We start from the raw sequence: 25,523 nt of genomic DNA on the forward strand, positions 1-25,523 counted from the left end.
ATGCGCTGTGCCGGCAGCTCGCGGCGGCGGAGGGCCGGGACGGCGGGCTCGGCGGCCTGGCCATGCGCCAGGGGCGGCGCGTGCTCATCCCCGACCTGGGCCAGGATCCGCGGCTGCCCCCCGAGTACGAGCAGGCGGCGGCGTGGGGCCTGGGCGCCGCCGGCGCCTTCCCCATCCAGCGCGGCGGCGCCGTGGTCGGCTCGCTGAATCTCTACGCCGCCGATCCGGCGTTCTTCGCCGAGGAAAGCCGGACGATCGCGCTGTTCGAGGAGCTCGTCGCCGACATGGGGGCGGCGCTCGACGACTTCGACCGCCAGGAGCAGATCCACGAGCTGACCTACCGGAGCCTGGTCACCGGGCTGCCCAACCGCGTCAGCCTCCTCGAGCGCCTCGGCCAGGAGGCGGATCGGCTGCGGCGCCAGGGCGGCTGCGGCGGGGTGATCCACGCCGATATCGACGACTTCAAGGCCATCAACGACTCGCTGGGGACCCGGGCCGGCGACGAGGTCCTGCGCCTGCTGGCCGAGCGGCTGACCTCGATCCTCCGCGTCGAGGATGTCGCGGCCCACGCCGGCGCCGATGAGCTGGTGGTGCTCATCCCCGATCTGCCGGACGAGAGCGAGGAGGCGGCGGTGGAGGCCAACCGCCTCGCCGAGCGGGTGCGAAGCGCCCTCCAGGAGCCCCTCTCCCTCGGTGAGCGCTCGCTGCGGGTGACGGTCTCGGTCGGCGTGGCCCTCTTCCCCGGCGAGGACGCCGAGGGCTGTGATCCCCCCGAGGCGGGGGAGGAGCCGCCGGGCACGGCCTCCGAGCGGATCCTCCAGCAGGCGCGGCTCGCCCTGGCCAAGGCCGAGGACGAGGGCGGCGACCGGGTCCGCTTCTACGACCCCGCCTTGCGAAGGCGGGCGGAGCGCCACCTCGATATCGGCGAGGAGCTCCGCCTGGCCCAGGAGCGCGGCGAGCTGCGGGTGGTCTATCAGCCCCTCTGGGAGCTCGCCACGGAGCGGGTCGTGGGCCTCGAGGCCCTCCTGCGCTGGCACCACCCCGAGCGGGGGCCGATCTCCCCCGGCGAGTTCATCCCGGTCGCCGAGCGCACCGGCCAGATCCTCGAGCTGGGGGACTGGATCCTCGAGCAGGTCCTGGCGCAGGCGGACGCCTGGCTCCAGCGCGGCAAGGCGGGGCTGCCCCTGGGGCTCGCCGTGAACGTCAGCCCCCTGCAGTTCAACCAGGACGACTGGGGGGAGCGGGTGCTGGAGCGCCTGTCGCGGGCGCGCGTCACCGGGCGTTGCCTCAAGCTCGAGGTCACGGAGAGCCTGCTCATGGCCAATATCGGCACGGCGCAGGCCAAGATGGCGGACCTGCGGACGGCCGGCGTGAGCTTCGCCCTCGACGACTTCGGCACCGGCTACTCCTCGCTCGCCTACCTCCAGGAGCTGCCGCTGGACTACCTCAAGGTGGACCGCTCCTTCGTCCAGCGGATCGGCGAGGCGAGGGCCAGCGAGGGGATCATCGAGGCGGTGCTCGCCATGGCCGGCCACCTGGGGCTGCGGGTGATCGCCGAGGGGGTGGAGACGGCCGAGCAGGCCGCCTTCCTGCGCGAGCGCGGCTGCGCGGTGGGGCAGGGCTTCTACTGGTCCAAGCCCCTCGCCGCGGAGGAGGTCGAGCCGCTCCTCCGGGGCGGCGGCTAGGCTGCCGCCGGGAAGGGGCGAGGTGGGTATTGCCCCACGCCGGTCTTTTGCGTATTCTATGCGGCTGTTGAGGGGCGAGGCGCAACAGCGGCCTCGCGCCCGGCAAGCAGGCACCCTGCTCGGGTGGCGGAATGGTAGACGCGCTAGCTTGAGGGGCTAGTGGCCCGATGGGCCGTGTGGGTTCGAGTCCCACCCCGAGCACCACCTTCCTCTAGAAGTAGAAGCCTTCTCCCCGCGGCCTAGCGCCGCCGGTCCCACTCTCACCGGGGTCGACCGGGCGGCTTCTCCGTCGTATCGCGCCAGGATTCCCCTCGTTTTCTGCACAAGGGCGGCGAGCCCTGCTGCCACGCCTTGCAGGAGGCGCCCGCATGCCTCGATGCCCCCTCCTAAGCCATTGATTCACACCAATTTAGTCAGCCTGGTTAAAGGCTGCCCACGACCGGGAGACCCCGCGGCACGCAGCGCCGCAGGGTCATTTCTCCACAGGGTTTTCCACAGGTTCTGTGGAAAGAGGGGCGGTCAGCTAGCCGCAGGGTGAGCTTCGGGCGTGGCCGTGGTGAGCTCGCCGGCCATGCGCGCTGTCGCCAGGGAAGTAGCGCCGGCGACCGCCGCCGGGAGGACGAGGAAGTTGAGCCCCGGGATGGTGGTCGCGACCGTCGCCGCCGCGCCGAAGCCGAGGACCGTCCAGCGGTGGCGGGCGAGCACGGGGCGCTGCTCGCGGAAGCGCAGGCCGTAGTTGCCCAGCGGCGGATCCAGGTACTCCTGCGCCAGGGTCCAGGCGCCGAAGATCAGCCACAGCAGCGGGGCCAGGGTGTTGAGCAGCGGGATGACCGACAGCAGCAGCAAGGGGGCCGCCCGCAGGGCGAAGTAGCCCATCTTGTGCAGCTCGGCGGCCACGTCGGCCCCGGCCTCACGGAGCAGGGTGCCGACCCCGCCGCCGTCCGCCTCGGGGGGCGGTCCGGAGCCGGTGAGGTGGCGCTCCACCGCCGCCGCCAGGGGGCCCATGAAGGGGGCGGCGATCAGGTTGGCCACCAGGGAGAAGGCGTAGAAGGTGACGAGCAGGGCGCCCGCGAAGAACAGCGGCCACAGCAGCCACGCCAGCCAGTCGAGCCAGGCGGGGATCATCCCCTGCAGCCAGCCGACGAGCTCGGCGAAGGCCGCCGCGCCGGCGGCGATGGCCCCGGCGAAGAGGGCCAGGTTGATCCCCAGGGGGGCGAGGACGTAGCGGCGGATCCCCGGCTGGACCATGAGCCGGAAGCCGCGGATAAAGTGCCCGGCGCCGGCGAAGGGGTTGCTCGGAGGGGTCTCGCGCATAGCGGTGTCGCTCCTTGTGTCGCTGAAGAGGCAGCCCGCCTACTCTATCGATTCCCACCCCAGCGCCACAGTGTCCGCCAGCGCGGCGATCCGGTCCCGCCCGGCGTGGGCGTAGACGCCGAGCGAGCGCAGATCGGCGTGGCGGCTTACCGGCTGCAGGTCCTTGAGCGTCCAGCCGGCGTCGAGCCGGTGCGTGATCCCGGTATGGCGCAGCCAGTGCGCCGAGGCCCGGCGCAGGCGCTCGGCGCCGTCCGGGTCCTCGGCCTCGAGGCGCTCGGCGGCGGCGTGGGTGACCGCCTTGACCAGCCGGTGCAGCGTGCTTCGGTGCAGCGGGCGCCAGCCGTCGCGGCGCGGATAGAGGCCGACCACCAGGGGCGTCTGCTCGCCGGGCTCGGGGTGCGCCGGCAGCCCGAGGTGGCGGCGGTAGACGGCGAGCTCGTCGATCAGCGCCCGCGGCACCGGCACCTCGTCGGCGTCGTCCTGCGCCCGCCGGTGCTTGCCGTGGACGCGCCACCACCACTGCGTCCCGCCGGGGCGCCGGACCGGGTAGAGATCCCCCATGCGGGCGGCCGTGAGCTCGCTCGCCCGCGCCAGGGTGGCGTAGAGCGCCGAGAAGACCCAGCGGGCGCGGTGGTAGCGGGCCCGCTGCGCCGCCGTCGCCTGCGGCAGGGCCGCGATCGTCGCCTGGAGGGCGTGCCAGAGCTCGGCGTCGAGGTAGCGCTCCTGGACGGGGCTGCGCCGCGGGGCGCGGGTCTGGGCGCTCGAGGCGGCGACGGGGTTGAGGCGCAGGTAGCCGACCTGCACGAGCCAGCGGTAGCAGCGGCCGACGACGGCCACGGCGTAGTGGCGGCTCCGGCCGGTCAGCGGCCGGGTCAGCGGGCGCCAGCGCGGATCCGTGCGCTCGAAGGGGGCCTCGGCGTACCAGTGCGGCCAGCGCTGCGGGGCCTGGAGCAGGTCGTCGAAGGCGTTGAGGTCCTCGGGGCTCGCCGCGGAGAGGGCCTTGCCGCGCTCGCGGCCGAGGAAGAGCAGGAAGCGCTCGATGTGGGTGCGGTAGGCGGCGAGGGTGTGCGGGCTGTCCTTGTGCCGGGCGAGCCAGCGCGCCACGGCGTGCAGATCGTCCGGGCAGTCGGCGAGGTGGCCGCGGTCGGCGGTGACCAGCGGCCCGTCGCCGCCGCGGGGGAGGGGGCCGAGCTGGCCCGGGTGCGGCGTGTCCGCCGGGTCGGCTGGGCGCTCGCACCAGGGCAGCCATCCGGTCCGATCGGCGGCGGCCGGAGGCTGCGCCGCCGTCCCCGGCGCGACGGGGAAGCTCGCCTCGGTGAGGTCACCTTGGCCGTCGCTTGGCGCTGTATCGTCCATCCTCTGCACTCTACATCAGCAGGCCTGTAGGGCTCGAAGCGTGGGGGGAAGCGTTCTGCGCTTCCCCCGGTGACTGGCCATGCCTGCGGAGGCTCGGTTGCAAGATCGCGTGACGCAGACAAGACTTCAAAAGAGAGTAAGGGGTCAAGGAAATCGACACCCATGGAGCAACGACAGGAACCAGCTAAAGCGGCCAGCCTCGGCCGTTGGCTCATCCCCGCTGCAGCGCTCCTTGCTGTGCTGCTGAGCGCCTCCCTCAAGGCGGAAGAGCCCTACACGCTGGGCAGTGGGGACCGGGTTCGTGTGACGGGGTACGAACAGGACGGGGTCGAGGCCGAGGCGCAGGTCGCCCCCGACGGCACGATCGGGGTGCCCTTGCTCGGGCGGATATCGGTTGTCGGGCTGACCATCGATGAGGCCTCCCACCGGATCGGCAAGCGCCTCGAGGAAGAGGGCTATTTCCGCTACGCCTCCGTGAACGTCATTGTCGAGGAGTACCGCAGCCGTACGGTAGCGGTACTCGGGGCGGTGAACGAGCCCACCCGCCTTTTCTTGGACGGGCCGACGACGCTCTCCGAGGCGCTGGCCCGGGCAGGCGGGGTCTCCGAGGCGGGGGGCTCGGGAATCGTGGTGATCCGGGTCGATACAGCCGGCAAGCAGCATCGCGAGGCCTACCGGATCGACCAGATGCTGGATAGCCAGGCGGAGGGGCGTTCCGCGGTGCACGTAGCGAGCGGCGATACGGTCTTCGTCCCCCGCAGCGAGCACTTCTTTGTGCGCGGCAATGTGCAGAATCCCGGTCGTTACCCGTTGCGCCAGGCGCGCAATGTCCAGGAGGCGATTGCGGTCAGCGGTGGTTTCGCCGCCGGCGCCAATCGCGACGGCCTGGTGATCTATCGCCGGGCCGGGGATGGCTCAGAGCGCCAGATCGAGGTCGACGGCCAAGAGCAGCTCCGCGCCGGTGACGTGCTGGTTGTTGAAGAGCGGCTCTTCTAGCGGATGTTTGTGCTAACCCCTCAAAGCCTGTTTCGTATCCTGGCAGCGCGGGCTTGGCTGGTTCTTGGCCTTGTCTTCCTGTGCTCGGCCGCGGGGGCGATTGTGGCGCTCGGACGGCCCCCCAGCTATACCGCTGCCACTGAGCTTGTGGTCGAGAGCCCAACCCGGGCCCTTCTGAGCGAGACCCGGCCTCAGGCGGAGGCTGGCTATATGGATACGCAGCTGCAGGTCATCCGCAGTGGCCGTGTCCGCCGCCATGTCTGGGGCCATCTGGGGGAGGAGCCCAGGGCGCGAATTCGGGCCTGGGTCGAGGAGGAGTTGCCGAAGGTGGACGATCCTCAGGCCTGGCTTCGGGGCAAGCTCCAGGCGGATCTCCAGGTGGCTGCACTGAGTAATAGCGACGTAGCCCACATCCGCCTCAGCGGCGAGAATCCCAGAATTCTCACCCCGGTTGTCGATGCCGTGGCCCAGGCCTATATCGAGGCCAACCTGGAGCTACGCAAGGAGCCTGCGCACCGCTTCTCAAAGTGGTACGACCAGCAGCTCGATGTGCTGCGCGACCGTGTGCGTGAGGCTCGAGAGGCGGTTATCCAGTTCCGGCAGCAGCACGACATCGTCGGCGTAAGCGAGCGCCTCGACGTCGAGACCGAGCGCCTCCGGGAGCTAGCGAGCATGATGGTCGCGGCCCGGGGAGAGAAGGTTACGAGTACCTTGCGGCAGACGTTCGACATCTCGATCGATGGGAGTGGGAGCCCTGAGGTCGCAACCAATCCGCTGCTCTCGAGCCTGCGGGAGGATCTCGCCCGGGCCAAGGTCGAACGGGCTGACCTGGCTAGGCGCTACGGTGAGAACCACCCCCGCTACCGTCGGGCCGAGGCAGAGGTGGAGGCCCTCAAGGGGAGCCTCAGGCGCCAGTCGGCGATTGTCGAGCGTCGGCTGAAGAGCGCGGTGGAGATGTCGGACGAGCGTTTCGAGGCCTTAAAGGAGGCCTTCGAGCGCCAGAAGGAGCGGGTGCAAGCGCTCAACGCGCAGTGGAGCAAGCTCGAGCCCCTGAAGCAGGACGTACGCAACGCGGAGGAGGCCTACGAGCAAGCCGCGACCCAGGCCTCGGCTAACCGCCTGAAGAGCCGTCTCAGCGCTACCGAGATCGCGGTGCTGAACCGCGCCGAGACCCAGGGGCCCGACTCGAAGGTGCTCCTGAGCAGTGTCGTCGGCTTCGGGCTAGGTCTGATGCTCGGTACTGCGATGGCCGTGGGCCTGGAGATGGTGGACCGGCGCATCCGCAGCCGCGGTGATCTCGAGGAGGGGCTCGGTATGCCCGTGCTCGCGGAGATCCCTGGCGCGCGTCGTAGCTTAGGCGAGGAGGGTAGGCAGGCCTGATGGGCATTCGGTTGCAGAAGGATCGCAGCGCGGCCCCGGCCCATGGGGTGGCCGTTCAGGGCTCAGGCCAGCCGGCGCGGCAGATGGATCAGGAGTTGAGGGGGTCTGGGGAGGCCGTGCGCCGCTGGCGCGAACGCCAGGCCGCCGAAGAGGGCTTGCATACGGCCTCTCGGCTGCGCACGACCCTGACCTCGGCGCAAGAGGCGGTGGTTGTGGCGCTTCGCCGGACATTGTGGCTGTCGCTGGAAGATATGCTGGCCGTGACCCGGGAGTTCCTCAACGAGGGCGCATCGCGCTCGGCAATCCACCGGCTGCTCAAGCGCCACGGGATCTCGAGGAGGCCTGCCGAGCTCAAGCCGTCCTCCAGGGCTTACGGGCCGGGCCACCTGCATATCGAGGTGAAGTACCTCCCGCCGATGGCGGAGGATGGGAGAGGGCGGTACCTCTTCGTCGCCGTTGACCGAGCCACCCGCTGGGTCCATGCCGAGCTGTGCGCTGACAAGAGCGCCGCGGTGGCTCGCCACTTCCTGCGTAAGCTGCACAAAGCCTGTCCAGCCTGTATCCGGACCCTCCTGACCGATGACGGTAAGGAGCTCACCGGCCGAGTGTTCAGCGTGCGTGCCCAAGGGGCCTCCGGCCGTCACGAGTTCGAGCGGCTCTGCGAGGCGCTGGGTATCGAGCATCGATGCACCCAGCCGCCATCACCCCAGGCCAACGGCACGGAGGAGCATTTCAACGGCCGCATTAGCGAGGTCCTGACAACGCACCACTTCGATAGCCGAGCCAGCCTGGAGCAGACGCTCAAGCGGTATGTGTACCTGTACAACCACCATTTACCGCAGAGGTCGCTGGGCCACCAGTCGCCCATCCAGGCCATGGCGACCTGGCACTCAGAGCACCCCGAGCTTTTCCATCGAGTCCCCCAGAGCAACGGGGGATCTGACCCTCGTCTCCGCCGTATAGGGGGGTCCCTGGCCGAGGGCGGCAAGCTCTCGGAAAGCGACCTGGAGCGCGTCCTTCAGTACCAGCAGGAACACCGCGTGCGTTTCGGAGAGGCCGCCATCAAAATGGGGCTGGTCGCGCGAGAGGAAGTGGACACCGTCCTCGCCAGGCAGTTCGCCTACCCGCGTGTGGAGCCCGGCTCGGGCCAGGTCGACCCTGCGCTGGAGGCCGCTGTCGCCCCCTGGAGCGAGCGTAGCGAGCGTTTGCGGGGGCTACGCGCTGAGCTGATGCTGCGCTACTTCAATGAGCCGAGGTCCCGGATCCTCCCGGTGGTCGGGCTCGACGAGGGCGCGATAACGAGCGATCTGACCGCTAACCTCGCAGTTGTCTTCGCGCAGCTTGGGACCAATACCCTACTGATCGACGCCGATCTGCGTGAGCCGAGGCTGCATGAGCTCTTCTCGAGGCCAAACCGCCAAGGCCTCTCCGACGCCCTGGCCGGCCGGGGCCTGGCCGAGCCCCACCGCTGTGAGGCGTTCGACTCCCTCGGGCTGCTCAACGGCGGCACCCCCGCCCCGAACCCGCAGGAGCTGCTCGCCAGCGAGCGTTACCGGGCGCTGAGCGAGCGCGTCTCGCACGAGTACGAAGTCGTCTTGGTGAATACGCCGCCGCTGACGCGGAGTACGGATGCCCAGCTGGCTGCCGTGAACGCCGGCGCTGCGCTGCTCGTGGCACAGGCGGGGCGGACCTCTTTCGAGCAGCTGCGCCGGGCGGCTCGGCGTATGGAAGCGCTCGGGGTCACACTGGTCGGGGCGACACTTTGCCATTAGCGGCAGCAGCAGAGTCGTGGCCGCCTCAGGGGATCGCGCTGCGGTGGGGCGTCCCTCTCCTGATGGTCTTGAGCATCAGCTACATGGCGTGGCTGTGCCTGGTGCACACGCACCTCTTCGCAGTGCCGCGGCCGCTGGTCGGTGTCGCCGAGCTGGCCATCATGGTGGCCTCTCTACCGCTTTTGCTGCCGCGTATCCCGCCGGGCGTTGTGGTCGCCGGCGCGCTAGTGCTCGGGCTCGTGGCGCTGCTGACGCTGCTGCGCGGGTCGGTGGATCCCAAGTCGTTCCGCGACCTGCTAATCCCTGTGGTCTTCTACTGGCTGGGCCGCAATGTAGGGGACCCGGCGATCGCAGACCGCGCGTTGGCCGGGGCACTCGGCGTATTCTTCAGCCTCGCTGCCTTCGAGCTCTTTGCGCTGCGGACGTACACCTCGGTTTTCGATATCTATTCCTACTACATCAGCATCGGCAATATGGATCCGGCCTCCTCGCCCTGGATGCAGGATACTCGCCTCCAGATGAACGGGATGCGCCCGCCGGGGATGGGCCGGACGCTGTCGTTTCTCGAGGGGGTGCTCGGTCGCCATCGGGTCTCCTCGGTCTACCTGGAGCCGGTCTCAGCGGGGAATCTCGCGGCGATTGTCGCGGCCTGGGGGTTGGCCAAGGGGGGTGAGGAGTGGCGCCGGATGGTCGGGTTCGTAGCCGCGGCGGTGCTGATCGTCATCCTTGCGGACTCCCGCTTCGGGATGGCGATCATCCCGCTCCTTATCGCCGCTCGGCTGCTCCTGCACGGGGGTTCTCTCTATCTTCCCTACCTGTTGCCGCTACTGGTCGGGGTGCTGCTCCTGGTCTTGGGGGCGACCGTCAACGAGGTGGGGGACGATTTCATCGGCAGGCTGGTGATCAGCGGCCAGGAGCTGTTGGGCTTCGATGTCACGAGGGTCCTGGGGGTCGATCCCACCGCCTGGTTCGCGGACATGGGCTACGCCCAGGTTGTCTCCCAGTTCAGCCTGCTTGGGGGGCTTGCGCTGTGGACTGCGTTCTGGGCGCTCCCCCTGCCGGATGAGCGGGGAGGCCGTCTCCGGGCGCTGGTAGCGATCTACATGGCGCTCATCCTGTGCGTGAGCGGCACTTCCCTGTTCGCCTTCAAGAGCGCAGCACTGATGTGGTTCCTGGTGGGCTGCCTGGTGCTCGATCCCGCGCCGCAGCTCCGCCCCGGGGAGGCAGGCCAGCAATTCGGCCGCTACCAGGGAGGGATGGCAGCGTGACCCTGAAGGTCGCCCATGTGGTACGGCAGTACCTGCCCTCTGTGGGGGGCATGGAGGAGGTGGTGCGCAACGTCGCCGCCCGTCAGCGCGAGGTGCCGGGCCATGAGCCCCGGGTCATTACCTTGGACCGGCTCTTCCGGCAGAGGGGTGGGGGAGGCCGGCTTCCGGCGAGCGACGAGATCGAGGGCGTCGCCGTCCGGCGCCTGCCGTTCTGGGGATCGAGCCGCTACCCGCTCTGCCCCGGCGTGCTCCGGGCGCTCGGCGACGCCGATATCGTCCACGTACACGGCGTCGACTTCTTCCACGACTTCCTGGCGGTCACCCGGCCGCTGCACCGGCGCCCCCTCGTGCTCTCGACCCACGGCGGCTTCTTCCACACGCGCTTCGCCCGGCGGCTCAAGACCGCCTGGTTCCATACCGTCACCCGCACCACGGGGCGGGCCTACGAGCGGGTCCTGGCGGTCAGCGAGGGTGACGGCGAGCGATTCCGGGGCATCCTGCCCGCCTCGCGCATCGAGGTCATCGAGAACGGGGTGGATACCCAGAAGCAGGCGGACGGCGCCTCGCAGGCGCTGCAGCCGCGGCTGATCTACTTCGGGCGCTGGTCGAGCAACAAGGGCTTGCCGGAGACACTCAACCTGCTGCGCGCGCTGCGGGAGCGGGATCCGGCTTGGCGCCTGGTGATCGCCGGGCGGCCGTATGACCACACCGCAGCGGACCTACGGCGCCGGGCTGCCGAGCAGGGACTTGCGGAAGGCGACGCCCTCGAGATCGTTGCCAGCCCTTCCGAGGAGGCGCTGCGGGGCTACCTCGGGCAGGCGAGCTACTTCGTCGGCCTGTCCCGCTACGAGGGCTTCGGGATCGCCGCCATCGAGGCGATGAGCGCCGGCTTAACACCGGTGCTCAGTGACATCCCGAGCTTCCGCCGGCTTGTCGAGCGCGCCGGCCTCGGCCTGCTCGGCGACCCGGCGCTACCGGACGCGCTTGCCGAGCGCCTCCTCGAGGTGCACGCCCTCGGCGAGGCGGCGTATGCCGAGCGCCGGCGGGCTGCTATGGCCGCAGCCGAGGGCTACGCCTGGCCGCGCATCGCTGATCAGTACCTCCGCATCTATGAGCGCCTGGGAGGTGAGGCGTGATGATCCCCTCTGCACCTCGAGCCGCTCGCAGGCCGAGGCGTTGCCGGACGGCCGCTGCCCTGGTGATCGGTCTGTTGGTAGTGCTCCTCCACCAGGGCGCGGCCGCCGGGTGCCTGGGTGAGGAGCCGCTGCGAGGCGTCAATCTGGCCGGCGCTGAGTTCAATAGCGAGGCCCTGCCAGGGAGGCTCGGGCAGGACTACGTCTACCCCGGCAACGCCATGATCGCTGACTTCGCCGAGCGCGGCGTCACGGCGATCCGCCTCCCGGTGCGCTGGGAGCGGCTACAGCGCGAGCTTGGAGGGCCGCTGCACGGCGCCGACAGCGGGCAGCTCCGGCGCATCCTCGCCGAGGCGCGTGAGCAGGATCTCTGCGTGCTGGTGGATATCCACAACTACGGGGCCTACCGCGGGGAGCGCCTCGGTACCCGCGCCGTGCCGACGGCAGCGTTCATCGATCTCTGGGAGAGGCTCGCCGGGCTCGCCTCCCCCGAGCACTTGGCCCTGGGGCTGATGAACGAGCCGATCAAGCTCTCCGTCTCGAGGTGGTCACAGGTCGCTCAAGAGACGGTAAGCGCGCTACGGGAGCGCGGCGTGCGCCACCTGATCCTGGTGTCTGGCGGGCGCTGGAGCGGCGTCCACGACTGGCAGGAGGCGGATAGCGGTGGCGTCAGCAACGCCGAGGCCTTCGCCGATTTCAGCGATCCTCTCGGCCGGGGGGTTATCGAGGTGCATCAGTACCCGGATACGAACTACTCCGGGACGCGCCAGGAGTGCCACCCGCCGGCTCACTTCACCCCCATGTTCGAGGCGATCACCGACTGGGCACGCGCGCACGGGCAGCGGCTCTTCCTCGGGGAGTTCGGCGCCCGCGACCAAGGGGCTTGCCTCGACTCGCTCGGCCGTATCGTCGGGCAGGCGAGCGGTGCCCCGGTCTGGCGCGGCTGGGCCTACTGGGCATCCGGTCCGTGGTGGGGGGATTACCCCCTCGCCCTGGACATGGACGCCGAGCGCCGGCCGCGCTGGGAGCGCATCGAGCCCCATCTGCCGAGCGGGGGGAGCGGCGATGGCTGAGGGTGAACCGGGGACGGGAAGCGGAACGTCAACCCCGTACGGAGCGGGGCAGCGCTTCCTGGTGCTCTCCTCCTTCCACGACTACCGCTCGCCCCGTCGCGCGGGCCTGCACTCCATCGCGGATGAGCTGGCCCGGCGGGGGCCAACCCGCTTCTTCTCGCTTCGCTACAGCAAGCTCTCCCGGCGAACGGGCGATCCACGGCGCTCCCTTGAGGCGCGTGCCAATGCGGTAGAGTCCCATCGGGGAGTGGAGTGCTTCCTCTGGAAGACGCCCGTGCATCCGTTCCATACCCGCCTCCGTACCCTCGATGGCCTCGAGTCGCTGATCTACGATCTCTATCGCCGCCTCGCCCCGTCTGTGCTGCGTGACTGGGTGCGGGACAGCGATACCGTGATCATCGAGAGCGGCATCGGCCCGCTCTTCTTCGATCTCATCCAGGGCCTCAACCCGCAGGCGCGCCTCATCTACCGGGCATCGGATGACCTGGCGACGATCAACGTAGCCCCTTGCGTCCACAGGGCATTTCGCCGGGCCGCCCCCCGTTTCTCGAGCATGGCGTTGGCCTCCCCTCGGCTCGCGAGCAATCTCCCGGATACGACGAACGCCTACTACATTCCCCACGGCGTGGATCCGGCGCTGGCAGAGCTCGGTGATCCGAGCCCCTATGAGGACGGCCCCAACGCCGTCTCTGTCGGCTCCATGCTGTTCGATCCCCACCTCATAGTCGAGGTTAGCCGCCGCTTCCCGGAGGTCCGCTTCCACCTCATCGGCTCCGGGCAGGGGCGGCACCCCGGCTACGGGGATAACGTGACCGTCTACGAGGAGATGCCCCACGAGGAGGCGCTGCGCTATATCAAGCACGCCGATATCGGCGTGGCCCCGTACAATCAGCAGGCCCCCGCCTATCTGGCGGAATCTTCCCACAAGTTGATGCAGTATGACTTCTTCGGCCTCTCGGCCGTTTGCCCGCATTCCGTAGTGGGCTGCGGCGGCAATCGGTACGGTTTCGAGCCGGGAGACTACGATAGCGCAGCGGCGGCTATCCGGGGCGCTCTTAGGGCACCCCGGCGAGCTGGCCAGCGCCATCTGGCCTGGGCGGAGGTGGTGGATCGCCTGCTTGCGCCCCAGCACTTTCCGGACACGAGCCTGAGCCTGTGAGAATGCCGGCGGCACAAGCGGCAGCGGTATGCCGAGTTGCCGGCTTCCCCGTGCGCCGGCTCACCCGCGAGGAGGCGCTAGCGGACCTCGTGGCTACGGGGGCTGGATCGGATCAACGGCTTGTATTCTTCGCGAACTCCAACTTCATCAACCAGTGCGGGGCGCTGCGGGACCGTCTGGCCTCTCCCTCGGTCTGGCTGCTCAATGACGGGGTCGCGATGGATGTCGCGGCCCGGATCCTCCACGGCCGGGCCTTCCCGGAGAATCTCAACGGCACGGACTTCACCCCGGCGCTGCTCGAGCGGGCAGCGTCGGCGTGGGGGAGGCCGCCGCGTGTTTTCCTCCTTGGGGGGGCGCCGGGCGTAGCCGAGCGGGCCGGCACTGCACTGGCTGGGCGCGGCGTAGAGGTGGTGGGGACGCTGGACGGCTTCGTGGGTGCTTCCGATAACGAGCGGGTGCTGGAGGCGATGGAGGCGAGCGGGGCGGAGATCGTCCTGGTGGCTATGGGCAATCCGCGCCAAGAGCGATGGATCCTCGACCATTACCACCGCCTCAGCGCAACCCTGCTGGTTGGTGTGGGCGCGCTATTTGACTTCTTGGCCCAGGAGAAGCCGAGAGCGCCCCGCTGGCTACGCCGCTTGAGGCTGGAGTGGCTCTATCGGCTCATCCTTGAGCCGAGGCGGCTGGCGAAGCGATATACTCTTGAAATGGTAGTGTTCTTCTGGAGGGCGTGGCAGAGGTGATTGGTGGCTCGAGGGTGAGCCAGGCCGCGTTGCTGATGGTCCTGGGACCCGAGCTCGCCGATACTGGCGACGTCTGTGCCTCCTGGATCGGTGAGCTGCGGGTCCCCCGGCGGGTCCAGCCTGCCGGACTCAGCGGGCGTTTACCGTGCTGGGAGCGTGGCTCCAGCCCAGTCCATTAAGTACGCTATCTGGAGGGCTCGGGTGCGGACCCGAGCGGATGTGACGCCGTGATCAGGCTTGAAAAACGCCTTCGCCTCCGCGGGGGTTAGGATTACGTCCAGGAGCTCGCGCATTTGGTCCCGCTGGCTTGCGGTCAGCCGCTCGGCGATTTCTTGAGGGGGGAGATCGCGATTTGCACCCCATGGCCCTTGGCTTCTTGGGATACGCCCCCTTATCTGGGCTGTCACGTTGGCTGCAAGGTCCCTCCCGTAACGGGAAGTTACTGTACCTAGCTCGACCCAGTGTCCTATATAACCGCCGAGTCTCGGTATGTGCCCCGAGGTTGTGGGTAACCACCCAGCTTTGCCCATGGCCGGTGCAAAGGCCGCACGGAAGGCCTTTCGGTCAACCCGCAGCTGCTCCGGCATGCTCGCGGCGAGGCGGTAGACCTGTGGAGAGATGAACGGCTCCACCACCGCTGGGCAGGCTAAATGGCAGGCCATGTAATGAGCATAGCTGCGAGCCTGGCTCCCCCAAGGCCACAAGCGGTGCCAATTGGCTGCAGTTACTGGCCGGAATTCGCGGATCCTTTCGTGGTGGGCCAAATGCCGTTCATCCACCGCGGCCGCTACGGATTGATTGATCCAGCTTTGTCTTATTGCTTTTTCTATCCCTAAAGGCTGTTCAGCACTAGAAGATTCCATGGTTTCAGGTGTCAGCCGCTTTCGACTCCTTTTGACGTTGCCCATCTTCTCGCTCTTAAAAAGGCTGTCTGCTACGTAGCCACCGATAACCGCATCTGCGTCTTTCAGGGGTTGTGCAAGTCGCCCCCAGACATGGGTCTGGCGGATCTCCGAGATCCCGCCAATCGCGTAGACACGGCTCTGGATGTCTCTTTGGTAGAATTTATAGGGGCGCTGTATGAAGACGAGAGGGCGGCCTAGGGCACGCGCGGCGCGTTCTGCCAGCCGGACCTCTCTATTGAGTTCGTCTGCAAAAGTAACAAGCTCACATTCGCTGCCTTCGGGGAGTAGGCTGACGACCGCTCGTGAATCCTCGCCCCCCGAAAAAAGAGCCTTAACCTGTTTTTTCCCCTCCAATCCTTTTTGCAGTGCCTGCTGTACTTTTTCACGCAGTTGCGCACCCCAGTAAGCTGTGGATTGATTGCTGCATTGCTCCTCAGGCTGGTAGTAGAATTCGGAATGTATGCCGTTTGGCGTGACATCGGTGACAGCTCCCGGCGGAGCGAGATAAACGTCCTTGAAAAGCGTATAGGGGTAGCATACAGTGCCATTCAGGAGAAAATCTGCCGCTGAAACGGGGTCTAAACCGGGAGACGCCATCTTCACGGCAACCTCTAAAGGGGTCTTACCGGTGATTACTTGGTCCCGATCTTGGGCATAGTACAAAGGTACACTGCCGGTATGATCGGTCACCAACCTAACAGACTGAGTCCCGCGCTCTTCGGACCAGCCGAAGGGCAGCACTCGTTCCCTTAGGGTTTTACCGAGCGCGGCGGATTCAAGTGACTCGCTGCTGTGCCTGGAGGCTCCGGTTGTAATCGTCTTTCCTTTCATCTTCATAACCATATGCAACCCATATAACCCATGCGATAAGAAAAACATTTAAGGCGAAACTAGTGCTAGAAAAGAAAGCGACAGCCACGACGTCACTATGAAAAAATGAGCTGCCTATAAAAATTGATGACGCTCTCGTCACTACGCTGATAATTTCGTATATAAAAAATCCACGCTGAATAGATAATGCCGGTATAGCCGCAGTACTAGGTCGGTTAGCGAACCCCACCAATAACCAAGCTGACAGCCATCGTGCATACTCGCCAGCCGCTACCCATTCGTCGCCGAATATAAAACCGAAAAACCAAGGCCCCCAAAGCGCTACAAAAGCAAATGGGACGAGGCCAACAAAAAATAAAGCCAAGGTCGCCTGGGAAATTTTTAAGGCTATGTGTTTGTTGTTGTAGACGGCTTCCGTGATATGTGGATAAAAAACGGAATTTACGGCTTCTCCGAGCAGTTCAGCGGGCCTTCCTAGTGCTTTTGTCGCTAGCGAGTAAAAACCCGCGGAGGCAGGCCCAAAGGAAATGGCTAGCATCAGTACTGGGAGACTCTGAGAGCCCGCGTTTATAAGTTTTTGAGGGGCACGGTACAGAGGGAAATCCCGGTATCGGGAGGCTATTTCTTTTAAGGAGATGCAAGAACCATTCTCCAATAAGGGAGGAATTTTCTGAGTGCCTCGGGAGGAACCGATAAAAAGTAGTGCTGCGTGCAGCGCGTGGCCAAGTGTGCCTAAAATAATGAGCACGGCCCCTATCGGGTGAAACAATCCGGCCCCTGTCTTGGCCCCGTTTAAGAGGATTGAATGGGCAATGGCCGTTCGAGCAATAGTGCCGAATTTTTTGTTTCTTACCAGCCATTTGTTCGCGATCTGCACCCAGGCCGAGAAAAGCATAGCCAGCGGTATCAGAAATAGAAATTCGGAGATAGACGCTGCGCCGAAGTTGATAGCCAGCCAATCTCCTGCGGTTATTAAGATACCAATGGCTAACAGCATGACCGTGAATGAGACTGATAAAGAGAGTCTAACGATCCCCAAGGCTTCTTGGTTCTCACGAGGAATAACGATAGCTATGGGATAAGCAAGTGCCGCGACAGGAGCTAATACCGAGACAATGGCCGTGAAGGTTCCTAGTACTCCAAATGCTTCCGGGCCATAGATACGTGTTATGAGGGGCATGAAAGCCAGGTTGATGAGCTGCGCGCTAGCCGCACCAGAAGCGACCACCGCCACATTACGCACGAATCGACTCTGCCATATACGCCACAAGGTGTGGCGAACGTAAAAGGAGAAGATTTTCATATGAGGCACACGATCTTTGAAGCTAGTATTGCTATCGGTGTACACCCCCATATAGCTTCTTAATTAATGCTAGTTGCTTAAAGATTGATCGTGCAGTTTGGCTGGAGGTGTTATTATCAAGAATCATGGTGCTCTCTTTTGGTTATCGCCTCGATAGAATATGTCCACATTTGATGATGACTCTCACAGCGAAGGCCGTTAAGTTGTATTAAGAGCCAGCGCGGTTTTTTTTGAAGCCAGCGGCACAGCAGGCAAAAAAGAGCAAGAAGCGGATGCAAGATGGTGCGAGGCATAAAAGGGAATGAGTATATTGAAAGATACGCGTGCCTTTCTTTTTTAATGGTCTCGGACCACCATTCAGAATAGGCGTTTTGGTCTCTGCAAATACTTTCGTGTTTTCTTTGTTTTTTTTGGGCTATTTTGGCTTCCTCTCCTGAGAGTTTGCAGATTTTGTTCCTGTTGTAGTCAATGGCGTAGGACATTAAGCAGTCGACGACTGCACCATTATTTTTCGATATAGATAATTTTATAGCGTAGCCTCGATCACGCTTTGTCTTAGATTTATCTCTGAGACCTGGCCTCCATAAGCTGCCTAGTGACCATGCGATCGGCTTCCCTTCCCAATGCTCGACAAAACCTGGAAAATAAGGGTGATGGGTGATAACAGCCGTAGCCCCGCACTCAATTAACCAGCGTGCCAAACGTCGTAGATGAGGGGGGGGTAATGGGTCCCACTCGAGACCTCCGTGCAGAATCGGAATCGCGGAATATCCCTCGCCTATAGCCTTAATCACTGCACGGTGGAGTTCAATAGGATCTATTGATGATGCCCGACTTTTTGCGTCTACGGTAAACTCTCGTTCTGCCCCGCCAATCAGGGCTACTCCGCCATCACCTGGTTCACCGATCCAGAAAGTACGCCAGTCTCCGAAATCGGGTGTTGCAAATCCAAAAGTTGCAACACGCTGAGCGGAAAGGGCGTTAACCGTATTGATCAAGCCTGATTCTCCGTAGTCGAGTGTATGGTTATTGGCCAGTGAACAGTGCGTCACTCCTAGGGCAGAAATCAATCTAGGGCTGATTGGCGATTGTGATAAGTAGGGGCCAGTTTTTTTTATGAAATGCCCCTCTGCGCTCTTTATGGCCCCCTCAAAGTTCGCAATGATTGCATCAGAGCGCGTTATAGCTCGGTTTAGAGCCGAGTGCTCGACTATAGGCTTCCCTTCGTCGCTAGATTGATGGCACCAATCACCAAAGAAAAGGATTTCCATGTTTTGTCCTGTAGGTAATAGGCTGTTCGTATTTATTTAAGGACTTTTTTGGTTTGCCTCTTTTGAAGCCATTGGTCTAACGCCAATGCGAAAGATCTCTCTGGGTGATACGTTCAATGATCTGGATCTCCTCCAGGAAATAATCTATGAGCTCGGTGTACATGGCGCTTGTTATCTCTGTACTGTTTTTTGATGAGCTATTCAGCTCCCGTAACGATCGTATAATACCCGTTCCAAGATAGGGGAATAGCCGGCGGCGCAATTTTATGAGGTGGCTAACCAGTGCAGCCATCCAATACCAACGTTTCTCGGATCTCGGGTTGCTGACAGGGAAAAATGTGCGCCCATCATCCGGTACGCCGAGAAAATCCAGTGCTCGTTTATATTGCTCTCTGGGGTTATCTTTCATGTCTTCAAGGAAAACAATTAGTACACGCTCCTGTGGGACTCGTTTTAAAAGCTTTTGGAGTTGCGTTCCGAGAGCGCATGATTGGCTATAGAGGAGAAAGCTCGGCTTGTCGCACCTCGCATGTATCTGCTGCCCTTGGGCTCGCTCCCTCTGAGCTCGCCAGGCTCTCTCAAAATCGGCGATGTTTTCGGCGCCGCCTAGTAATTCTCTATGTAAAGAGTAAGCCATTTCGGCAGGGTTGCGAATACATACTATATAACGAGAGCCAGGGATTTCTTTTTCGATGCGCGGGACCGCAACATCGGAGTAGAGGTACCATACAGATGCCTCGCCAATGGCTTGGTGTGCTTCGCTACACCCCTTAAAAAGACGAAAATATTGAGGCTTGCTTCTTTTGTGAGGTGGATGCAGATCTGAGCTAAAATAGTTAGGCTCCTTGAGAGGGCTCATGTAGATATTGGGATGGCTAGCTAGCCAATCGGCTAGGCTGGTGGTGCCGCACTTAGGGGCACCAGGTATGAAAAAATTGGGTGCCTGTTTGGATTTCATTTTTGTCGGTCTTTAGGCCTGGAGGAGTGAAACTTTCTGGGCAGTATTTTTGGTTGTGGAGTGCCGCCAATGCGATAAATTTCTGTGGGTGATTCTCTCGATTGTCTGTATCTCTTCTTCGAAATAGTCCTCGATCTCGGCGCGCATGGTGGTAGTCAAGTCCCGGCGTTTGCCTGACACCCTATTGAGTGCACCCAATGAGCGGATAATACCGGTCCCAAGATACGGGACGAAGCGACGCCGCAGTTCTAAAAGGCTTCCTATTACTTTCGCCAAGGGGTGCCAGCGAGCTCCAGATCCTGTGTTCCTAGCGGGGAAATTATCACGGCCATCATCAGGCGCGCCGAGGAAGTTAAGTACTCTTTTATATTGCCCTCTAGGATCGTTCTTCATGTCTTCCAAGAAGACGATTAGTACGCGCTCTTCCGGTACCCGATCTAATAGTCTTTTGAGCTGGTTACCGAGTGCACACGATTGCCCGTAGATCAGTTCCGAGGGGTCCTCGTAGCAAAGGGCAGGGATCCTTCGGCCTGAAGCCCGCTCACTTTGAGCATGCCACGCCTCTTGAAAGTCATGAATGTTTTCATTCCCGTGAAAGAGGAACTGTCCATGTAGTGAATAGGCCATATCAACAGGATTGCGGATGCATATTACATAGAGGGATCCGGGGAGCTCTTGCTCGATACGAGGAATCGCGACTCGTGAGTACAGGTACCATACAGATGCCTCACCGATGGCATAGTGCTCCTCGCTAGCATCTCGAAAAAGGCGGAGATACTGTGATCTTCGCTTAACTCCAGACCTGTGCAGATCGGAGCTAAAGTAATGGGGCTCTTTTAGCCATGAGAAGTATACATAAGGGTTCTCGGCCAGCCAGCTGGCCAAGCTGGTAGTCCCACATTTAGGGGCTCCAACTATGAAGAAGTTCGGAGTTAAACTAGATTCCATGATACAGTCCTATTGCGCTGCAACGTATTCTTTTTTTAATCTATCGATCTGCCGCTAAGCTTATCTAAATCAGGTCCTTGGAAGTAGGGGGTGTAGCTTCTCTTTCGGCTAGAAGTTAGCCTCCACGCTAGCGGTCACACTCTGCGCGGTGAGGTCGTAAGGGGATTTTGGCGAGTTTCTTTTGAGGATCTTAGTCGCAAAAGAGACGATGACGGCCTCGATTGGTGCGTAGGCGATATCCAAGGGAGTCCACTCGGTGATGTCGTCTTCCCGCTCCGGTAATGCGTTGCCCCCGCGAAAATGCCGGCGCTCGTACGCCGCAGCGCTGCGCAGTTGCCACTTCTCGCCGGGGTGCCAGGCCGCGGCGAGCCGATAGCGCAGTACTTCGGAGAGGTCGTTGGGGTCCTCGCCGGTGCTGGGCTTGCGCAGCGATACCCGTGAGGAGAGCGCGGTCTGCGCTGTCGCTTGCCAATGCAGGCGTAGCTCCGCGTCGGAGCCGCTACCGTCATTGATCTCCCCGTCCCGGCTGAAATAGCGCAACTGCCCCTGGAGGTGGGTCTTGTCCGTCATGCGCCAGTCGATCTCGAGGGCAAGCTGGCGGTAATCGAAGTCCAAGGCGCTGGCCCGCGGCTCGGACTCGTCGGGGAAAGTTCGCTTCCCTCGTGTCGCTCGGAGCCCGATCCGGGACGCTTGCTCTGAGATATAGGTGAGTGCCACTGAGGTGGCTTGGTCGTCGAGGTTGAGGTCTCGGAAGGTCGACGAATCGTAGCGGGTCTGGCGCCAAGTCCCACGCAGTTGAGCGTGCCAGCCCGCCGGGTCGGAGCCGTAGGAAAGAGCCGCTCGTTGGCGTCGCCGTGTGACGACCCCGCCCTCCGTGAAGGCCAGTCGGTCGACGGTCTGCTCCCGCTGGCGGAGCTGAGCGCGCCCCGTTAGCCCGTGCAGCAGCAAGGGGCCTTCCCACTGGGTGGTGTAGTCCACGACCGTGGCGTCCAGCCTCTGGCGCCGTTGATGCCGTAGGCGGCTCAAACGGCCTCGCAGCATCATACGATGCGGTCCCAGTCTCGGCCGGGCCCCGAGCGTCAGCGTGGTGGTGCGCTGCTGCTCTGAGCTTCCCTCCTGGACGCGATCGAAATTGCTGTCCCAAAGGTGCGTCTGCCGCAGGCCGACGATCAGTCGCTCCGTCTGCGCTGCCATCGAAATCCCGGGATCGCCCACGGCCGCAATCAGTCCCGCCATACTTATAGCTCGCGTCCATCTCGCCATCATTAGAGGAATTTAAAGGTTAGTAGGCGTATTCCGAGACGAGCCCATGGGTGGGCGTGAGGAGGATGATCTTCAGGTCCAGCCATAGGGACCAGTTGCGGATGTAGTCGAGGTCGTACTTGATTCGCCCAGCCATATGCTCGAGATTCTCAGTCTCTCCGCGGTAGCCGTTGATCTGGGCGTAGCCTGTAATCCCGGGCTTGACCTTGTGGCGGAGCATGTAGCCTTCGATGTGTTGGCGGTAGTACTCGTTGTGCGCGATGGCGTGGGGGCGTGGGCCCACGAGGGACATGCTGCCCCCGAGCACGTTGAGGATCTGGGGAAGCTCGTCCAGCGAGCTACGCCGCAGGAATGCGCCGACCCGCGTGACGCGCTCATCCTCTTGCTGGGCTTGCTGGATCGTCGGGCCGTCCTCACAAACGCTCATGGAGCGGAACTTCCAGATCTTGATCGGCTCTCCGTGGACTCCGTAGCGGGTCTGGCGAAAGAAGACGGGGCCCGGGGAATCCAGCTTGATAGCGATGGCGATCGCTAGCATCGGAAAGGCCAGCAGCGCCATGGCTGGAACACCGAGGCCAAGGTCGAGCAGGCGCTTGCTCCAGCCCTGCTCGGCAAGCGGGGAGTCGTAGATGCTGATGGCCGGTATGCCCTGCATGCCGGTCAGCCGGGAGTAGAGCAAATCGAAGTGGAAGATATCCGGGACGAGGTAGACAGAGACGGTGCTATCGGCCAGTCGACGGACGAGCTTGTGTGTTCGGTCTTCCGCCTCCATGGGGAGTGTGAGGAAGACGAGGTCGAGCTTGCCGGCATAGCAGTCGGCGACCAGCTGGTCGAGGTCGCCGGAGACTCTGACCCGGTTATCCGGAAGTCGGCGCTGCTCTGGGGGAAAGTCCTCGCGATCGTCGTAGAATCCGAGGACATGGCAGCCGCGCCAGGGCTGCGCCTCGAACGCTTGGCCGAGGCGCTCGCCGAGTCTCGTAGCGCCGACAATCGCGACCCGCTTCCGGAGCGGCCGGCGGTTACGTAGTGCTGCAAGCGCCGTGCGACGTACCCAGTGGGCGGCGATGAGGGCCAGCGGCGTTAGGAGTAGCCACGCGAAGAGTATGTTCTGATTCCTCGGGAACGCGCTGGGAAAGGGTAGGGTCGTCAAAAGGGTCACGGTACCGGCAATCAGCCAGATCACCATCAGCTGCCGGGCGAGTATGGCCATCGGCAGCCCGTGCCACGGGTGGTAGAGGCCGGCGGTGTCGCTCACGAAGCTGAACGCCAGGATCGCGACCAGGGCGAGCCAGGCGTGTAGAACCGTGAACTCGGCGTGGTAGCTGTAGTGCAGCGCCACGAGCAGCCCGACGATCAGGAGGCTATCCAGGACCCGGGAGACCCCGAGGATGGGGGAGTGGTGCAGCCTTACGTTGTTCTCGCAATTCCCGTTTAACATGAACGGTCCCTGATTCACGCCATCGTGGAAGGCTCGGGGCGCTTTGGCTCATGCCGGTATCCGCCGCCGAGGGCCTGGCCCATCTCTTTTGCTCCTCCCTGGCTGTATTGCTCCTCTCTCCGAGATTGGTTCTTCGGAAGGGGCGTAATTCCACGATCGGCAAGAGGGCACGCCGATCCTTAGGCACCCTGAGGGAAGAGCCTGACTCTTTACTCTGTAGGCTTAGTAGGCTTTCCCCCTGGGCGCAATCCATCTGCCTTCTGCCGATAGACGGCAACTCGCCGCGCTTGGCGAGCTGGCCCGGGCTGCCCGTCTCTGGGTAAGCCTGCGATCGGCGGGGCTGCTATGGCGGCGTCGGTGGACGGCGGCTTACCGGGGCGGCGTGCGGCGTTACCGCCGCGGCCGAGTGTGCGGGAGCTTCAGCCTCCCTCTCTCCCCAGAGATCGCAACATACTGCGGAATCTGTTGCGATCTTGGTCTTTTTGATACTATATCGGTACATACTACATACCAAGTACGGAATGGAATAAGCCATGGCGCGCCACCCTACGGTCACCGACGAGCAGATCCGCGACGCCATCTACGCCTGCCTGAGCGCCGGCGAGGCCCCCTCGGCGGACCGTCTCCGGGCCCATATCGGGCACGGCTCCAAGACGACCATCCTCCGGCGCCGCCAGGGGCTGCTCGAGGAGATCCAGCGCACCCTCTCGGGCACCATGCCCGCCGGCGTGCCGGAGTCCCTGCACGGGGCCATCGAGCGCTTCTGGAACGAGGCCAGGGAGGCGGCCGCGGCGCAGTTCAGCGAGCGCCGCCAGGAGCTCGAGCAGCGCATGGAGGCCGCCGAGTCGCGTCGCGCCGAGGCCCAGGCGCAGGCCGAGCAGGCCGAGCAGCGCGCCGAGCGCGCCCAGGCCCTCGCCGAGGAGCGGGCCCAGGCGCTGGCCTCCCTGCGCGAGGAGCTCGAGCGGCTGCGCGCCGAGCAGGCCCAGCGGGAGCGGGCGCACCAGGACGCCCTCGAGCGCCAGCGCCAGGAGCAGCAGCGCCAGCAGGAGCACTACGAGTCGCGGCTCGAGGCGCTCAACGGCAAGCTTGAGCAGGCCCAGCAGCAGGTGGAGGCGCTGCACGCCGAGCAGGCCCGGGAGCGGGAGCACTGGAGCAGCCAGGAGCGGCAGTACGTGCGGATGATCGAGGAGGCGCGGAGCGAGGCGCAGGAGGCGCGAGGGCGGCTCGAGCGCGCCGAGGCGGAGTGGCGGGCGGAGCTGCGCACGGCCCGGGAGCGGCTCGAGCAGGCCCAGGAGCAGCGCTCCAAGGCCCAGGCCGCACGGGAGGCGGCCGAGGCGCAGGCAGCCGAGCGTGAGCGGGAGCGCGACCAGGCCCTAGCCGACGGCGAGGCCCTGCGCGAGCGGCTCGAGGCGCTCCAGCAGGAGCGCGGCGAGGCGCAGTGGGCGCGCCAGGCGGCCGAGGAGCGGGCGGCGGCCCTGGAGCAGGAGAAGGCGGCCCTCCAGGGCGAGCGTGAGCGCCTGCTCGCCGCCTACGAGCGCCTAGTGGACGAGCTTCGGCCCGCCTCGGCGCCCCCTGAGGCGGATAGCGCCCCAGGCCCCTCGGAAGGTTAGCCCCGGCTGATTCCGGGTCGAGCGGTAAGCGCCTTGCGCTTCGCTCCCCTCGATACCCACGAGGGAAACGAAGGCTACATGGCGCGGTAACTCTAGGCCCTTAGGGTTTGGAGAAACCCTGTGCCCGGCGGGAGTATGGAGGAGGGGTATGCCGGTCCGCGCAAGCCGCGAGAACGAGGACGGCGGTGAGAGCCTGGTGCTGAGAATCCGCGATCACCTCGACGCCAGCCTTCACAAGGCCTTTCGGGAGGCGTACGAGGGCGTCGAGGACGTGCGGCGCTTCATCGTCGACCTGCGCGATACGGAGCACCTGGACAGCTCCGCGCTCGGGATGCTGCTCCTGTTGCGCGAGTTCGCCAAAGACCAGGGGAGTGAGGTGGTGATCCGCCGCTGCCGCTACGGCGCCTCCAGGACGCTGCAGCGTGTCCACTTCCACCGGCTCTTCCGGATCGAGGAGTGACCCTCACCGGCGCCGCCTCAAGGGCCGGCCTACAGAGCCGTCATGTAAGTGTCTGATTGTGTTAGGATGCACTTCGACGTTTCGTGACCTTCCTTGAGGCCTAGAGGCGAGCTAACGGCATGACTCAGAACGAAAAGACGCGAATCCTCCTGGTCTGCATGGGCAATATCTGCCGCTCCCCGACCGCCGAGGGCGTGCTGCGCAAGCGCATCCAGGAGGAGGGCATGGCGGGGTGGCTGGAGACGGACTCCGCCGGCACCCACAGCTACCACCTCGGCAAGGGTCCCGACCCCCGGGCCCAGGAGGCGGCCCGGCGGCGGGGGATCGATATCAGCGACCTGCGCGCCCGGCAGGTCGAGGCCGCCGACTTCGAGATCTTCGACTGGATCCTCGCCATGGACGAGGACAACGCGGGGATCCTGCGCGCCGACTGCCCGCCGCGGCAGGCGCACAAGCTGGGCATGCTCCTCGACTTCGCCCCGGGGCGCCGGGAGCGGGAGGTCCCCGACCCGTACTTCGGCGGCGAGAGCGGCTTCGAGTACGTCCTCGACCTCATCGAGGAGGCGAGCGACGGCCTGCTGGAGGCCGTTCGCCGCTCCCCGGGCGGCGGCGCCCGCTAGGCGCCGCCGTTCTCCGCCTCGCCGACGGGCTCCTCCC

20 protein-coding genes, 1 tRNA gene and 2 pseudogenes are annotated in these 25,523 nt (G+C 64.4%); 14 read left to right on the plus strand and 9 right to left on the minus strand.

What is annotated here, in order from left to right:
* On the plus strand, nt 1-1,685 hold a 1,685-nt coding region (locus CKO13_RS02590; protein ID WP_200256520.1), incomplete at its 5' end, for a putative bifunctional diguanylate cyclase/phosphodiesterase.
* 117 nt (nt 1,686-1,802) lie between these two features.
* A tRNA-Leu gene (locus CKO13_RS02595) sits at nt 1,803-1,889 on the plus strand.
* A 315-nt stretch (nt 1,890-2,204) separates the two neighbouring features.
* Here CKO13_RS02595 and cysZ read toward each other — a convergent pair.
* Both cysZ and CKO13_RS02605 read right to left on the minus strand, forming a co-directional pair.
* Nucleotides 2,205-2,999 carry a sulfate transporter CysZ gene (gene cysZ, locus CKO13_RS02600; protein ID WP_200256521.1) on the minus strand — a complete coding sequence of 265 codons (795 nt, stop codon included), beginning with the start codon at nt 2,997-2,999 and terminating at the stop codon, nt 2,205-2,207.
* A gap of 39 nt (nt 3,000-3,038) precedes the next feature.
* Nucleotides 3,039-4,355, minus strand: a complete 1,317-nt coding sequence (locus CKO13_RS02605) for a tyrosine-type recombinase/integrase (RefSeq protein WP_200256522.1) — start codon at nt 4,353-4,355, stop codon at nt 3,039-3,041.
* Nucleotides 4,356-4,517: 162 nt separating this feature from the next.
* Between CKO13_RS02605 and CKO13_RS02610 the strand changes: the two genes are divergently transcribed.
* From CKO13_RS02610 to CKO13_RS02645, 9 genes and pseudogenes are all read left to right on the plus strand, one after another.
* On the plus strand, nt 4,518-5,351 hold the full coding sequence (locus CKO13_RS02610; protein ID WP_200256523.1) for a polysaccharide biosynthesis/export family protein: 834 nt from the start codon (nt 4,518-4,520) through the stop codon (nt 5,349-5,351).
* A 3-nt stretch (nt 5,352-5,354) separates the two neighbouring features.
* Nucleotides 5,355-6,731, plus strand: a complete 1,377-nt coding sequence (locus CKO13_RS02615) for a Wzz/FepE/Etk N-terminal domain-containing protein (RefSeq protein WP_200256524.1) — start codon at nt 5,355-5,357, stop codon at nt 6,729-6,731.
* A pseudogene (locus CKO13_RS13060) lies at nt 6,731-7,675 on the plus strand (DDE-type integrase/transposase/recombinase); the annotation flags it as partial. The gene CKO13_RS02615 and the pseudogene CKO13_RS13060, both read left to right, overlap by 1 nt.
* Nucleotides 7,676-7,942: 267 nt before the next feature.
* Nucleotides 7,943-8,503 (plus strand): annotated as a pseudogene (locus CKO13_RS13065) (CpsD/CapB family tyrosine-protein kinase); the annotation flags it as partial.
* Between the two features lie 68 nt (nt 8,504-8,571).
* Nucleotides 8,572-9,771: a hypothetical protein gene (locus CKO13_RS02625; protein ID WP_200256527.1), complete on the plus strand. Its 1,200-nt coding sequence runs from the start codon at nt 8,572-8,574 to the stop codon at nt 9,769-9,771.
* Entirely contained in the window at nt 9,768-10,907 is a 1,140-nt protein-coding gene (locus CKO13_RS02630; RefSeq protein ID WP_200256528.1) for a glycosyltransferase, read from the plus strand. Before CKO13_RS02625 ends, CKO13_RS02630 begins: the two co-directional genes overlap by 4 nt.
* A 62-nt stretch (nt 10,908-10,969) precedes the next feature.
* A complete protein-coding gene (locus CKO13_RS02635; protein ID WP_200256529.1) occupies nt 10,970-11,977 on the plus strand; it encodes a cellulase family glycosylhydrolase in 1,008 nt (335 codons plus the stop codon).
* Nucleotides 11,970-13,136: a GumK N-terminal domain-containing glycosyltransferase gene (locus CKO13_RS02640; RefSeq protein ID WP_200256530.1), complete on the plus strand. Its 1,167-nt coding sequence runs from the start codon at nt 11,970-11,972 to the stop codon at nt 13,134-13,136. The genes CKO13_RS02635 and CKO13_RS02640 overlap by 8 nt, the downstream gene beginning before the upstream one ends.
* Before the next feature lie 50 nt (nt 13,137-13,186).
* Nucleotides 13,187-13,879: a WecB/TagA/CpsF family glycosyltransferase gene (locus CKO13_RS02645; RefSeq protein ID WP_200256531.1), complete on the plus strand. Its 693-nt coding sequence runs from the start codon at nt 13,187-13,189 to the stop codon at nt 13,877-13,879.
* A 140-nt stretch (nt 13,880-14,019) separates the two neighbouring features.
* Here CKO13_RS02645 and CKO13_RS02650 read toward each other — a convergent pair whose 3' ends face one another.
* The 7 genes from CKO13_RS02650 to CKO13_RS02680 all read right to left on the minus strand — a co-directional run bounded on the left by CKO13_RS02650 (nt 14,020) and on the right by CKO13_RS02680 (nt 22,814).
* A complete protein-coding gene (locus tag CKO13_RS02650; RefSeq protein ID WP_207132058.1) occupies nt 14,020-15,474 on the minus strand; it encodes an asparagine synthase-related protein in 1,455 nt (484 codons plus the stop codon).
* A gap of 85 nt (nt 15,475-15,559) precedes the next feature.
* The gene (locus tag CKO13_RS02655) at nt 15,560-16,918 is read right to left on the minus strand and encodes a lipopolysaccharide biosynthesis protein (protein WP_200256549.1); all 1,359 of its coding nucleotides are present in this window, start codon (nt 16,916-16,918) and stop codon (nt 15,560-15,562) included.
* A 116-nt stretch (nt 16,919-17,034) separates the two neighbouring features.
* Nucleotides 17,035-18,189, minus strand: coding sequence for a CapA family protein (locus CKO13_RS02660; protein ID WP_200256535.1), 1,155 nt, complete (start codon nt 18,187-18,189; stop codon nt 17,035-17,037).
* Nucleotides 18,190-18,265: 76 nt separating this feature from the next.
* Nucleotides 18,266-19,147 carry a sulfotransferase family protein gene (locus tag CKO13_RS02665; RefSeq protein ID WP_200256537.1) on the minus strand — a complete coding sequence of 294 codons (882 nt, stop codon included), beginning with the start codon at nt 19,145-19,147 and terminating at the stop codon, nt 18,266-18,268.
* A gap of 12 nt (nt 19,148-19,159) precedes the next feature.
* Nucleotides 19,160-20,095: a sulfotransferase domain-containing protein gene (locus tag CKO13_RS13070; protein WP_200256538.1), complete on the minus strand. Its 936-nt coding sequence runs from the start codon at nt 20,093-20,095 to the stop codon at nt 19,160-19,162.
* A gap of 108 nt (nt 20,096-20,203) precedes the next feature.
* Nucleotides 20,204-21,331: a hypothetical protein gene (locus CKO13_RS02675; protein WP_200256539.1), complete on the minus strand. Its 1,128-nt coding sequence runs from the start codon at nt 21,329-21,331 to the stop codon at nt 20,204-20,206.
* 46 nt (nt 21,332-21,377) lie between these two features.
* Complete coding sequence (locus CKO13_RS02680) at nt 21,378-22,814, minus strand: undecaprenyl-phosphate glucose phosphotransferase (RefSeq protein WP_200256541.1); 1,437 nt, start codon at nt 22,812-22,814, stop codon at nt 21,378-21,380.
* Between the two features lie 515 nt (nt 22,815-23,329).
* Here CKO13_RS02680 and CKO13_RS02685 point away from each other — a divergent pair.
* The 3 genes from CKO13_RS02685 (at nt 23,330) to CKO13_RS02695 (ending at nt 25,486) form a co-directional block, all read left to right on the plus strand.
* Nucleotides 23,330-24,406, plus strand: coding sequence for a DNA-binding protein (locus CKO13_RS02685; RefSeq protein ID WP_200256543.1), 1,077 nt, complete (start codon nt 23,330-23,332; stop codon nt 24,404-24,406).
* Between the two features lie 148 nt (nt 24,407-24,554).
* Complete coding sequence (locus tag CKO13_RS02690; protein WP_200256545.1) at nt 24,555-24,866, plus strand: STAS domain-containing protein; 312 nt, start codon at nt 24,555-24,557, stop codon at nt 24,864-24,866.
* 119 nt (nt 24,867-24,985) lie between these two features.
* Nucleotides 24,986-25,486 (plus strand): low molecular weight protein-tyrosine-phosphatase, encoded by a 501-nt coding sequence (locus tag CKO13_RS02695; protein WP_200256547.1) that lies wholly within the window; start codon nt 24,986-24,988, stop codon nt 25,484-25,486.
* The last annotated feature ends 37 nt before the right edge of the window (nt 25,487-25,523 follow it).

The organism is Halorhodospira neutriphila (assembly GCF_016584055.1).
Classification (GTDB): Bacteria; Pseudomonadota; Gammaproteobacteria; order Nitrococcales; family Halorhodospiraceae; genus Halorhodospira; species Halorhodospira neutriphila.